Raw genomic sequence first — 13,467 nt, 5'->3', positions numbered from 1 at the left:
TATATGCGGAAAGTGTACCAACGTTTTTCCATGTATCAGCTCTCAACACTCCCTTCCTTAATGAAAAACGGCGTTCCGGTATCAAACCGAAACGCCATTGTCTCATTGCACTTATATAGGATTTAATGAAAAAGGAAAAAGCGCTTTGAAACACTAAGTGAATCAAAACGCCTTTGTTTGTAAATCATTATACATACTGCATCAATTTTGGCAAGTGCTATTTTCAAAATTTTTTCTAATTCCTTCAGCCAGATATTCGCACACGCATCAGATGGCATCCTCAGATCTCCTCTCGGTGAAACCGCAACAGATCCTACTTTCGGACCATCTGGCAGGCAACTGCGCTTAAACTGCTGTGAGAAAAATCGCCTGTAAAAAGTCTTTTCCCAATTAAGAATTACATCATCCGAATACTCACCGGCGAACGCATACTTTGCCAGCCTATATATCTTTGCCGGGCTTTGTGAGAGCCTGAGCATGTGATAAAGGAAAAAGTCATGCAGCTCATATGGTCCGACTAAGTCTTCAGTCTTCTGAGCTATCTCATCTCCATCAGGAGGCAACAATTCCGGCGAAACAGGAGTGTCCAAAATATCATATAACGTAGCTTTCAGTTTGGGACTATCAGATGTATCTGCATAATACTGTACAAGATATCGGACTAGAGTCTTTGGTACAGAAGAATTTACTGCATACATAGACATGTGATCGCCATTGTATGTAGCCCATCCCAGTGCAAGCTCTGATAAATCCCCTGTACCTATTACTATTCCATTTTCCTTATTCGCGATGTCCATCAGTATCTGAGTTCTTTCCCGGGCCTGGCTATTTTCATACGTGACGTCATGAACATTTTCATCCTGACAAATGTCTGAAAAATGCTGCTTTACAGCCTTACTTATATTCACTTCCCTGAATGATGCGCCGATTTCCTTTATAAGCTTTACTGCATTTTCATAGGTCCTGTCTGTAGTTCCAAATCCGGGCATTGTCACAGCTATGATTCCATCACGATCAAGCTTCAGATAATCAAAAGCTTTTGCAACAACCAAAAGAGCCAATGTTGAATCCAGGCCTCCTGATATACCAATAACCGCTGTCTTGCAACATATGTGTTCCAATCTTTTTCTGAGTCCCATAGCCTGTATGGTAAGGATTTCATTACATCTTGAATCACGTTCCACGGTTTCTGAAGGTATAAATGGTTTGGGATCGATATACCTGGTAAGCGCTGTCTCAGCCTTATTAAGTGAGAATCCTACGCGTACATATTTTGAAAAAGAATCCGATTCATATGTTGTCATTCGTCTTCTTTCAGCCTCAAGATATTCCAGGTCAATCTCGGATATAGTCATGTTTTCAGAGAAACGCTCCGATTCACTCAAAACCCTTCCGTTTTCTGCTATTATATTATGTCCGGAATACACAACATCCTGAGTGGATTCTCCGGGTCCTGCAGACGCATACAGATACGCACAGACCAGCCTTGCAGACTGAGCACTTACCAGATTTCTGCGATATCCGCTCTTACCTATTATCTCATTGGAAGCAGAAAGATTAGCTATCACGGTAGCCCCTGCCATACAATGATAAGTACTTGGTGGATCAGGCACCCATAGGTCCTCACAAAGCTCTGCGGCAATCCTTAGTGACGGCATTTCATTGCAAATGAACATAATGTTTCTGCTTATTCGTACGTCCTTCCCATCGATTTTAATAACCGCATCAAGTTCTTTCCCTGAATGGAAATGCCTTGCTTCGTAGAACTCGTTATAATTAGGCAGATATGTCTTTGGCACAATTCCTAATATTTCACCGCCGCACAAAGAAACTGCAACATTGTATAATTTCCCATCAACTGCCATGGGTAATCCGACAAAAACAAGTGCATCAACGCCATGAGTATGTTTAACTATTTTGAGAAGAGCTTCCTTTGCTGCCTCCAGTAATCTATCCTGGAAGAACAGATCCTGGCAGGTGTATCCTGTTATACACAGTTCAGGAAATACCATTAATTTTACTTGTTTATCTACAGCATCATCTATGCATCTGCATATCTCATTACAGTTAAATTCCACATCTGCAACCTTTACCTTTGGCGTAATGGCTGCAACTTTTACATATCCGTCTATCATCTTTATAATTCCTTTAATTCTCTTAATCTATAATGTCATTTTGAAACCTTGAAAGATGTTCATATGGCCTTAGGGCTTCTGAGATCATATTTGAAGGCTCTTTTCCCGGTATTCCATAGATTTCTGCGGTAAAGCCCTTCTCTTCCAAAAATTCGGGAAGTGCATTGGCAATCTCGTAAAGGTACTTAAGCTCTATCTCCTCGCGATTTTCCCCATCTTCCCCTTTCCTACAACTATTACTTCATAGAAAAAAGGCAAAGACACCATCATCTCTGAAAACATCTTTGCCTCTAACCAATATAATATCACACTTATCTGCTTATCCTAAATTGCCCATATATAACCTGATATCAAACCGTTGCCTCATAAAGAAGTTTGTCACCAACATGGACTTGCTGCACACCTATTTCTTTATTCTTATTAAAATTGAAGCTAAGCATATATCCGGTATTCAGGCCAAAGTAGTCAAGATACTCACTTATCTGCTTTTCTCCGCTTTCGTTGTATCTCTCACCATGCCAGATTTTCAATTCAATTATGTATTGTTGTCCCAGGTAATCGATTATGATATCTGTTCTTTTCTGATCTCTCGTTTGAGCCTCAATATAATAGTTCCCGGTACCATTAATGATAGGTTTTAGGTAAAGAAGGAACTGTTCTCTGCCATCTTTCTCCTTAAATTTTTCTCCAAGTGGGCCGTATATCTGTTGATATGTCTGTATGAAATGTTCTAAGATAAGGCGCACATTTAGCTTGCCATTTTCTACAAAGATATTTTTGGCAAGGTCACCCTCTCTGAAAAACACACTACTCTTCATTTCTTCTTCAGAAAGGAAAAGATTATAAAGCCTTGTTTCAAATATCCTGTTATCTATCCTTACGCTATTATTGTCATTTCTAACAAACCCATACATCTGCATAAGAACAATGTCCCTCTGGTCAGGGTTCCATGTAAGCTTGGTTCCTTCCATGAGAATACTTCTAAGGGAGGCCTTTAGTTCAGGGAGGTTGTTAAGCTTTCCCGTTAATGACTGAAATAGAGTGTTGTCCTCAGAAAGTATCAACTTTACAGCCTCATCTATGCCATCTCTGGTCCATCTATCGTGCGCATTTTCTATTTTTTTCCCCACCTCTGTATCCAACAGTTCACAGATACGACTGACAAGAAACGGATATCCTGTAGTATAATCTCTTATAAGTTCCGCCATCTCTTCGGTGTTCATTCCTGTGTGATGATCTGCCTCATACTCATCCAGCATGCCTTTTATACCATCTGCTGAAAGGCTCATATCAATGGTAAAGTCTGATGCTATGTTCCATGGACTGTTTTCTTTTGAATCTGATTCGTCACGGATTTTGCTCTTAAGGTGTTTAACATCAGTAACTCCGGCAAGGATAACTGATTGGAAGGTTCTTATACCATCTCTATCTCGACTTATATATTTATCCCTAAGCTGTGCCAAAAAATCAAGAAAAACCTGATTGCTTGTTGCAGTATCTACCTCATCTATTATAAGAACTATATATCTCTCTGATTTTTTACACCACTGCATCAATGTGTCAAATAGTTCTCCAAGCCTTGCTTTGGGTTCATCACTATCTTTCCATTTTTTCAATATATCTATGATGCAATCCATATCTACAGCATCAAGTTCTTTCCGATTCCATAAAAGTCTGCAAAACTCTTGAACAAATTTTTCTTCTGTAGAAAATCCAGACTCTCCTATACTTTGAAAGTCAATAAAAACAACATCATACTCCTTGGATAGCGCACTTCTTAACGCAGTAAGTGTAGTTGTTTTCCCATACTGCCTCGCCCTATTGACAGTAAAATATTTACCATCATCAACCAGCTTCTTTATCTCTCCAACCCTTTCAGAAAGATCAACCATATAATGCTTTTGGGGAATGCAAATAGCAGTTGTATTAAATGTTTTCACGTATATCTTACCTCTATAGCGCCATTCATCGGATTATATATACACAATAATATCACATTTTCAATTCTGTAGTATATCATCTGCCCATTCCCAGCTGTTTGGGTTTTCCTTCACTCCAGAATATATTTTTTCATATTCTCAAAAATTACTTCATATGCATCAGACCACATATGTATTCCGTCTATTGAAAACGCCTCTTTTGTCTGTCCGTTCTCGTCAGTGAGACCCTCATTAACATCGATATATGAATAATCAAATTCGGCTGCAAGTTCCCTTACAGCAGCATTTGCCTTATCGAGTCGCTCAAGTCGGAGTTTTGCTGCCTTATCAGCATCCGGCCAGGGTTGCTTTGCCGCAACCTTAACATTAACCGGATAATATGCCATAAGATAGACTTTTGCAGCCGGCAGTTTCTCCTTTATCTGCATAAGAACCGCTCTATAATCAGCTGTCAGGGTTTCTATTGTCTCTTCCTCACGGCTTATATCATTGGTTCCTATATTTATAAAAATCTTCTCAGGCTCAAGGTCAAATATCTGCTCATCCATAGCTTTAAGCATCTCCGGAATGGTATAACCACCAATTCCCCTATTGTATATAACCTTATTTACACCATGGGTCATTGCAATCTCATTTATCGGAAACTGCTCCATGAGTGATGATCCTGTGAAAAGAGTCTGTCCTTTCTTTACATACTTATTAAGATGTCTGTATCTTTCAAGCTTCTCATCCTTTTGTGCCTGAAACATGTTTTTTATAAATTCATCCATTGTAGTATCAGCCATTAAAGTGCCTCCATTATGCATTTATGTTTATTTCTAAGCATTATTGTAACATCAAAGCTTCATTTACTGAAGCTGTCTACAAGCTCCTGCAATTCAACATATCTGTTCATTTTTCTATCGATTTCTGCATCTGTTTCTTCTTTTTCTTTTGTAAGCTCCATGAGTCTTGGAAAATCTGTGGCAGCTTTAGCTATCTCTTCTTCCAATTTGGCACTTCTCTCTTCCAGTTTCTCAATCTCTGACTCAATATTGTCATATTCCTTCTGTTCATTAAAAGATAGCTTCGTCTTTTCCCTTGGAGCCCGGTATTTACCTTTTAAGCCTTTATCCTCAGATTTCTTATCGTCATTAGCATTCTTATTATCTGAATCCTGGGAGATGGCAGCATCTGCCTCCCTTTTATGGATTAAATAATCAGAATAACCACCCTCGCTTTGGTGCAGGTATCCGTCCAATTCAAAAGAGAAAATCCTGGTCACAACCCTGTCAAGGAAATATCTGTCATGGCTTACCGTAATGATGATTCCTGCAAACCCATCCAGATAATCCTCTAATACTCTCAGTGTCTGAATATCCAGATCGTTCGTAGGCTCATCCAGGATTATGACATTGGGTTGCTCCATAAGAACTTTTAACAGATACAGTCTCCTCTTTTCACCGCCTGACAGCTTAGAAATCTGTGCATATTGCATCTTAGGATCAAACAAAAACCTGTCACACATGACAGAAGCTGACACAAGTCCGTCCTCTGTCCTGATGAATTCTGCCGTGTCTTTTATATAGTCGATTACTCTTTTTGTTTCATCCAGTGCTTCGTTTTCCTGACCAAAATAACCGATTTTGATGGTCTGACCAATTTCTATGGAACCTGTATCAGGCGTCACTTCGCCAATTATACATTTCAAAAGTGTTGATTTTCCGCAGCCATTGGGACCGATTATGCCTATTCTGTCCAGTTTTCCGAATGTATATGAAAAATCACTGAAAAGTGTTTTATCTTCATAGCTCTTGGAAATGTTCTCAAGAATGATCGTCTTATTCCCCATTCTTGTAGGAAGCGAACTTAATTCTACCTGCCTCTCTTCCTCCGGGCGCTGTCTGTCCCTGAGAGCTTCAAATCTCTGAATATGAGCCTTCTGCTTGGTAGAACGCGCCCTCGCCCCTCTCAGCATCCAGGCAAGATCCTTTCTATACAGTGTTGCAGCTTTTCTCTCAGCTGCCTGTTCATAATCCAAGCGCTGTTGCTTTAACTCCAAAAATCCGGAATAATTGGACTCATAACGATATGTGCTTCCCTTATCTATCTCCAGAATCTGATTCGTGACTTCATCAAGAAAATATCTGTCATGGGTTACCATAAGAAGTGCACCTCTGAAGTGCTTAAGAAAATCCTCAAGGTACTCAATCATTTCAGAATCCAGATGGTTTGTAGGTTCATCCAGTATCAGAAGATCTGACGGCGACATTATCGCTGAAACAAGCGCTGCTCTTTTCTTTTGTCCGCCTGACAGAACCGAAGGATTGCATTCCGGATCATCAATCCCAAATTTTGAAAGTGTTGCCTTTATCTCACCCATTTTGTCCCAGTGATCTCCACCAGCATATATCTTATCTGTTATGTTCTCCAACAGGGTTTTATTCATGTCAAATTCAGGATTTTGCGGAAGATATGAAATCCTTAGTCCGTTATTATATACTACGTTTCCGCTATCAGGTGTTACCACTCCCGCTACAATGGAAAGAAACGTCGATTTTCCGGTTCCGTTAGTGCCTACTATTCCTATTTTATCTGCATCATCTATGCCCACAGAAATATGGGCAAGAACACTCTTGCCCATATATGTTTTAGATACATTTTCTATATTTAAAATGTTCATTATGTTTTAAAACGCTCCCTAAAATTTATTTCCATTTTTCACACGCCCTGTCCGGCTATGAACATTGCAATTGATTTAAATCCAAAATTCTACCTATATCATACACAAAAAAATAAGCGGTCACAAATACACTGATTTGTAACCGCTTTACACTGATTTGTTTAATTGTTCCCGCCGTTTATCATTTTACTTCGTCAGTTGTTCCGTCTTTCTTTACTACTTCAAGCCTACATCCAAGTCCAAATGCTGCTACAGCACCTGCGATCAGTGCCCACGGAGCAGCTGCTACGCCAAGTATTCCTCCGACTATTCCCACATTTACAGGAACACTGAAGACGATTTCATCGCCTTTCTTGATCTGGATACGATCCACATTACCTTTTTCTACAGTCTTTTTAAGCTGGTCAATGAGGTTCTTAATATCCTCTCCGATATCCTTTGATCCGGGACTGATGATCTTTACAGCTTCATCAACATTTCCATCAGTCTTTTCAAGAGCTTCTTTAGCTGTCTTATACTCAACTCCTGTAAGTTCCATTACCTTCTCAATTGCTTCAAGTGTTATGTTCATATTGATCTCCTCTCCGGCTTTAAGCCTTTAGCAAAAGCTACACCAACAACTACTTGTTATGTCTGTAAATAAAATATACACCATCTCCGGGCATCTGTTACACATCATATAGAGCAAAAGTTAATGTCCTATCTTCCAATTTTGGCAAATACCATGGAGAAAAGTATCTTAATCATGCATTTTTTCCTCTAATGCTTTCAAAGTAAGCTCAACTACTTCTTCCAGGTTATGATTCTTTTCATCGATTGTAATGTCTGCGTATTTTTCATATAAAACGGTTCTCTCATTATAAAGTGACAAGAGTGTCTGCCCTTCCCTCATGACAACACCTCGCTGTTTTGCATCATGCAGACGGTTCATAAGTTCTTCCATGTCGAGCTTAAGATAAATTACCGTACCTATATTCTTGTAATGTTCCATGGCTTCTCTGCCGTAAACAACGCTCCCACCTGTAGCAATAACACTTTTCTCTTCATTTATCTCAGAATTGATTCTATTCTCTATATCAATGAACTTCTCAATTCCATCTTCCTCAATTATTTCTGAAAGAATTCTTCCTTCACGCTTCTGGATTACAAGGTCTGCATCTACAAAGTTATATCCAAGTATCTTTGCCAGTATTACTCCCATCGTACTTTTACCAGATGTGGGCATTCCAATCAGTATGATATTGCTGTTTTTCATATTCATTTCACCTCAAACAATCCTTCCTGAGTCACCTGATTCCATAAGGAATGGTACCCCTCTTCCATTATTTTACCATTGTCATTCATTAAGCAAAACCTCCGCAATAACTTTATACTTTTTTAAGACAATTACATTACGAAAAATGATACAGTTATAGTGACGATACATCGGCAATATTCATTGTTAATGAATCAGAATACTGAGAGGATTTCTTATGGAAAGCAAAGCATCCAGAGTATTGATTGTAGATGATATGCACATAAACAGAATGATTCTTTCTTCGTTGCTGGCATCAAATGGTGTAATGTCGGATCAGGTTGAAAGTGGTCAGGAATGCCTTGAAATGTGTAAGGAAAGGGACTATGACCTGATTCTTCTGGATCATCGTATGCCTGAAATGGACGGTGTAGACACTCTTTTGGCTTTAAAAGAAATCTTTTCAAAAAAAGGGGTAGATGTTCCAATCATATGTCACACCTCTGAGGAGGGACGTAAAAATATCAATCTCTACAAGGCTGCCGGTTTTACGGATGTTCTGATAAAACCTATCGATCCCAAGCAGTTATCCTATGTCCTGATGACATATCTTCCGGAAGAGGATACTATTGCTCAAAAAGAAAAAGAGATATCGGTTAATTTTCTTATTGAAAATATAGACAATTCAGCCGTTCCCACAGAAACCGTACGTGACGAGCTGGATAAACTTCCTGTATGGTTAAAAACTGTTCCGCACATTGACCTTATAGCCGGTATATCCAACTGTGAAACAGCAGAAGATTACATAGATGCCCTTTACATTTTCTATTCCTCCATAGCAACTAAGGCAAGTGAGATAGAAAAACAATTTGTAAATGAAGACTGGACTATGTATAAGCTCAGCGTCCATTCACTAAAAAGTATGGCAAGACTTATCGGCACCAGATCTTTGTGTGAAGAAGCAGCTGCACTCGAAGAAGCCGCAGAAAATCAGAATTACAGAACCATCAGAAAAAATACCCCTGCTCTTCTCTCAAAGTACAGGTCATTTATCAGTCTGCTCTCCAATATAGAAGATGATGACGTTATTAAACGTTCCCCGATTACAGAATCCGAAAATCAGCAGACTCCTGATGCTTCTGACGAAGATGAAGATAACAGCAGATCCATACTCTTTATAAGAACTAATCCCGGTATTGTTCCAAAGAGTCTTGAAAAAAAGCTTATGGATTCCAGGTTCAAAGTCCTTTCCATACCTGATGAGCCTGACATGATAATAACCTACAAATCCAAGGTTGATATTATTGTTTATTATCCTGTTACCAATGATCAGTCTCACATCAAAATGACTATGAATCTTCTTGGTGAAATGTGCCAGGATGATTCCAAGCTGTTGTGCCTTGTTGGTGATCCTCAGGATATAAATATAGCCATGTCCTCCAGTGGTGCATCCCGAGTTTCAAGATGCTATCCAAGGCCAATCGACATTGATAAACTTGTAAATGATGTTGAATATTTCGCTTATTTATTAGCCGAATACCATAGAAAGAAAGCAATCTTTTTGGTAGACGATGATTCCGATTATTTAGCTGTTGCTGATCACTGGCTTTCATCCACATACCTTGTATCATGCTTTTCAAATGGCCGGGATGTGCTTGACGGTCTTCGTGCGACCACTCCGGATCTCATCATACTCGATTATGAAATGCCTGAAATGGATGGATCTGAAATCATGAAAAACATACGAAAAAATCCCGACACAAGTAAAATCCCCATCATTTTCCTTACAGGAAAAAATGACAGGGATCATGTCTTCAAAATACTCGAATATAAGCCGGATGGCTATCTTCTAAAAACCTCACAGAAGGATACTATTCTGGATGCTCTGCACAGATTTTTTACTGAAGTTTTATTCAGAAACTCATTGCAAAATAGTCTCAATTTTAGATAGCAAAAGAGCTTTTCCCTCTGCTTTTGATATTACATCAAAGGGCTTAAGCATCTCCATATTTTCCCAAGCTGATAAATCATCCTTGCCTGTCCTGAAAAGGACAGGTATTGTTTTGCCGGATTCCATTTCTCGTATAGCCTTAAGAGTAGCCGGTCCATCCATTTCCGGCATACCATAATCAAGCAGAATTAAATCGGGTATTTTCCTGGATATTTCCGTAATAGCTGCAGCGCCGGAGTTAACGGCTGTAACTTCATAAGCAGCCTTTTGAAGCCATCTGCTCACAAGCATCAACATATCATCATCATCATCTACCAATAATATATAGCTCATCCTCATCCTCCTTATCTAAACAACATTTTGGTTTATAGAAGCTTTCGCATCACACCTTTTTTATAATCTGCTTTACTGTATAATTCCATAAATCCACTGTCGGATTAGGAACATAGTGAACGCCGTTATTATCCCTTGCCTTGATATGATGCTTGGTATATGAATACAAATCGATAGTTTTTACATGATTCTTTTTTGCCCATCTGTTTAGCGCTTTATTATATTTTTGCATAATACCATCGTTGTAATAGAGGCAATCACCAAGATCCCCGAGCTTTCGATTGTCTGAATAGCCGATAGTGCACAGAACAAGTTCCAAACCCTTTTTCTTATTAAGCTTTTTATAATATGAAGCATATTTCTTAAAATGACCATGCTCATTTGCACCCATCCAGGATACTACAACATCGTAATCCTTAAGATTTACTTTCTTCAAAGTATCCTTCATATATCCGTAGGTAGCACCATCTTTGGCATATACTGTGATATTATTATAAACCTCACCGCTTATCTCACTTCTTGTGGCACTGAACATATCTACGGTTCTGGAATCTCCTATAAAAAGAACCTTAACATTATTATCTACACACTCTGCGCTATATTCCTTTGATGCGGTTGACTTAGCTTTAACTAAGATACCTGAGCCGGAAGCAGTAAAAAAGCTTAACGCCAGAACTAAAGATAATAATGTTGCAATTTGTTTTTTGAATATATTTTTCCTCATACCTTTTTTCCCTCCGTATATAAAAACATTTTTTGATGTTCTGTCTTATATACAGACAAAGATAGAAAAAAGTTGCATCGAGAAAAAATTTTTTAGATTATATTACTCATCATACCTGTCTTTATGTTTCATTTTTTATCTTTAGGTTACCGGTTTGACAAGGCATATTAAGACGCTAATCCCTTATCAGAACAACAGCAACATCATTAACATTTGTGCCTGTTGCTCCGGTAAATATCAACCCTCCTGTCTCCTTAAGAGCGTTATATGCATCATTATTTGCAAGAATAACATCGATATTTATACCTTTATCCATAAGTTCCGTTAAGGTATCTGTATCCACATATCCACCTGCTGCATCTGTGGGACCGTCAGTACCATCACTTCCAACTGAGAAAATGGCGATATTGGCATCTAACGCTCCTATCCCTTCTGCAGCAGCCAGGGCAAGCTCCTGATTTCGTCCACCCTTTCCGGATCCGGTAAGGTGTACCACTGTTTCTCCACCTGCAATAAAAGCTATCTTTTTTCCTACTCTTGCATTTGTTTTTGCTATGCTTGCCAGAAAACTTCCCGCTTCTCTTGCTTCACAGCATAGCTCGTCTGTAAGTATTATTGATTCATATCCCAGTTCCCTGCAGCTTTCTGCCGCTGCTTTGCATAGTTCACGAACAGATCCTGTTATATGTGTTTCCACATTTTTAAGTACTTTGGGTGTTTCAATTCCAAGAAGTTTTCTTGCATCCTCCGATAAAACAAGACCATATTTTAAAGCAATTGCATTTGCTTCATCACAGGTAGAATTATCAGGATATGCAGGACCACTTGCTATCATGTCAAGTGGATCACCTATGATATCACTTAGCACTATACTAAATACTCTGGCAGGAGCACATGCGATCGCAAATCTGCCACCTTTTACCTGACTTAGACGTTTTCTAATCGTATTTATTGATGTTATGTCAGCACCTGACGAAAGGAGCTGCCTTGTGATATCCTGTAATTCTTCTCCGGGTATAAGTGGAAGCTCAAATAAAGCACTGCCCCCTCCTGATAGCAGAAAAACAACCGTATCATTTTCAGAAAGGTCACTCACCTTTTCCAGGGCTTTTTTCGTAGCCGCAAAGCTGTTTTCATCAGGAACAGGATGTCCGGCCTCATAGCACTCTATACCTTCAATATCGCCTTTTATATGCCCATACTTAGTAATTACAATACCATCATCAACATGTGGTAAAACACTGCTTGCTGCAGCTGCCATTTGCCACGCAGCTTTTCCTGCTGCTACAAGTATAATTTTCCCTTTTTCACATGAAAAATTTCTTAGGGCTTTTATAACAGCCTCATCAGGAAGCACCGCCTGAATGGATTTTTTTATTATGAAATCGACATCTTTGCGCAAGTTTTCAATCATGGTACACTCCTGTAATACTTTTTACGATAGATTCCACTGTTTACCGGTTTTTATCTTTTTGAGTAAAGGACATCCGAGGAACATATTAGAACTGTCCGTCACATTTTTAGTATCAAAGCTTTCAAGATCAAGCTGTGTCAGAGCACCGCATTCCGCAAACATATAATCGATTGCATTGACCTTTGCCTTACCCATTCCCAAAAGATCAGCCTTTTTTTCGAGCTTGAGTTTAAACGGCCTTTTGTCCATAAGCCAGGTCGAATCTCCTCTTCCTCTGAATATATCCAGCTCTAATTCTGTATCAATACAATCTGTATCTATTTCTCCATACTGGTTTTTATATCCTTCCGGAACTTCGATCCTCACTGATGCATCTTCAACACTGTAAGTGTGATCCTCGCTCTCTATCACTTTTTCATATTATTTCGGGTCGATAGTAATATATAAAGACGGTATCTTCCTGTCTGCAATTTCTGATATAAATGCTTTTGCATTATATTTAGCATTTATTCCTGCGATTGTTATCAGACCCAAAACAATGCAACATGTTATTCTCACTATATATTTCTTCATATTTTTCCTCATAAAACACATTTATGTTTCATCTTTACCTTATCATTTTTCAAGCTACCTTATGTGTAACGTATAGCTTTTTATGAAAAAATTTATAATGTATTTAGAATTGATTGAGGATTTTATAAGAAGTTAGTTCTTCTGTCACCAAATAAGTCGAGCTAGTTGATGACAATAGCACTATCTAGCGCAAGTTTACAAGTTATCTGCCCTGCATCTGTAAAATGTAGATATTTCCTGGCTTCAGGGCACCTTGAGTGTATAGCCTAACTAAATATGTAATAAATGCCCACAAATATACCAATATATGGTATAATACAGCTATAGAGTATATCCTAACTTGTGGAGGCTGTATGGGAACCATAATCAAAAAGAAAATCAAGGGGCAGAATTACTACTACTATGGCGAATCCAAGCGCGTGGATGGTAAGCCTAAAATCGTGAACCAGAAGTATCTTGGTTCCGCAGACAAGCTGCTACAGCTGGCTGCTGATGCGGGTA

At 38.9% G+C, this 13,467-nt stretch carries 12 protein-coding genes; 1 reads left to right on the top strand and 11 read right to left on the bottom strand.

The genetic code is table 11. The features are described from left to right. Positions 1 to 122: 122 nt before the first annotated feature. The 6 genes from G602_RS26620 to G602_RS0113435 form a co-directional block, all read right to left on the bottom strand. Positions 123 to 2,135 carry an NAD(+) synthase gene (locus tag G602_RS26620; RefSeq protein WP_081676014.1) on the bottom strand — a complete coding sequence of 671 codons (2,013 nt, stop codon included), beginning with the start codon at positions 2,133 to 2,135 and terminating at the stop codon, positions 123 to 125. A gap of 350 nt (positions 2,136 to 2,485) precedes the next feature. Further along, positions 2,486 to 4,075 carry an AAA-like domain-containing protein gene (locus tag G602_RS0113455; RefSeq protein ID WP_026659491.1) on the bottom strand — a complete coding sequence of 530 codons (1,590 nt, stop codon included), beginning with the start codon at positions 4,073 to 4,075 and terminating at the stop codon, positions 2,486 to 2,488. A 110-nt stretch (positions 4,076 to 4,185) separates the two neighbouring features. Further along, positions 4,186 to 4,860, bottom strand: a complete 675-nt coding sequence (locus G602_RS0113450; protein ID WP_049945227.1) for a GDSL-type esterase/lipase family protein — start codon at positions 4,858 to 4,860, stop codon at positions 4,186 to 4,188. 59 nt (positions 4,861 to 4,919) lie between these two features. Then, positions 4,920 to 6,737, bottom strand: coding sequence for an ABC-F family ATP-binding cassette domain-containing protein (locus G602_RS0113445; protein WP_026659489.1), 1,818 nt, complete (start codon positions 6,735 to 6,737; stop codon positions 4,920 to 4,922). A gap of 181 nt (positions 6,738 to 6,918) precedes the next feature. Then, positions 6,919 to 7,308: a DUF4342 domain-containing protein gene (locus tag G602_RS26615; RefSeq protein ID WP_049945226.1), complete on the bottom strand. Its 390-nt coding sequence runs from the start codon at positions 7,306 to 7,308 to the stop codon at positions 6,919 to 6,921. A 168-nt stretch (positions 7,309 to 7,476) separates the two neighbouring features. Further along, on the bottom strand, positions 7,477 to 7,992 hold the full coding sequence (locus G602_RS0113435) for a shikimate kinase (RefSeq protein ID WP_026659488.1): 516 nt from the start codon (positions 7,990 to 7,992) through the stop codon (positions 7,477 to 7,479). Between the two features lie 217 nt (positions 7,993 to 8,209). Between G602_RS0113435 and G602_RS29025 the strand changes: the two genes are divergently transcribed. After that, entirely contained in the window at positions 8,210 to 9,922 is a 1,713-nt protein-coding gene (locus G602_RS29025; protein WP_026659487.1) for a response regulator, read from the top strand. Here G602_RS29025 and G602_RS26605 read toward each other — a convergent pair. From G602_RS26605 to G602_RS30485, 5 genes are all read right to left on the bottom strand, one after another. Continuing rightward, a complete protein-coding gene (locus tag G602_RS26605; RefSeq protein ID WP_049945225.1) occupies positions 9,893 to 10,255 on the bottom strand; it encodes a response regulator in 363 nt (120 codons plus the stop codon). The genes G602_RS29025 and G602_RS26605 overlap by 30 nt on opposite strands. 49 nt (positions 10,256 to 10,304) lie before the next feature. Further along, positions 10,305 to 10,979: a hypothetical protein gene (locus G602_RS0113415; protein ID WP_026659485.1), complete on the bottom strand. Its 675-nt coding sequence runs from the start codon at positions 10,977 to 10,979 to the stop codon at positions 10,305 to 10,307. Between the two features lie 175 nt (positions 10,980 to 11,154). Beyond that, positions 11,155 to 12,393 carry a glycerate kinase type-2 family protein gene (locus G602_RS0113410; RefSeq protein WP_026659484.1) on the bottom strand — a complete coding sequence of 413 codons (1,239 nt, stop codon included), beginning with the start codon at positions 12,391 to 12,393 and terminating at the stop codon, positions 11,155 to 11,157. A gap of 21 nt (positions 12,394 to 12,414) precedes the next feature. Beyond that, complete coding sequence (locus tag G602_RS0113405; protein ID WP_155829888.1) at positions 12,415 to 12,759, bottom strand: BspA family leucine-rich repeat surface protein; 345 nt, start codon at positions 12,757 to 12,759, stop codon at positions 12,415 to 12,417. Positions 12,760 to 12,813: 54 nt separating this feature from the next. Then, positions 12,814 to 12,966 carry a hypothetical protein gene (locus G602_RS30485; protein ID WP_155829886.1) on the bottom strand — a complete coding sequence of 51 codons (153 nt, stop codon included), beginning with the start codon at positions 12,964 to 12,966 and terminating at the stop codon, positions 12,814 to 12,816. Between the last annotated feature and the right edge of the window lie 501 nt (positions 12,967 to 13,467).

The sequence above is a fragment of the Butyrivibrio sp. AC2005 genome (genome assembly GCF_000424145.1).
In the GTDB taxonomy this organism is placed as follows: Bacteria; Bacillota; Clostridia; order Lachnospirales; family Lachnospiraceae; genus Butyrivibrio.
This window is presented reverse-complemented; position numbering and strand designations above follow the sequence as displayed.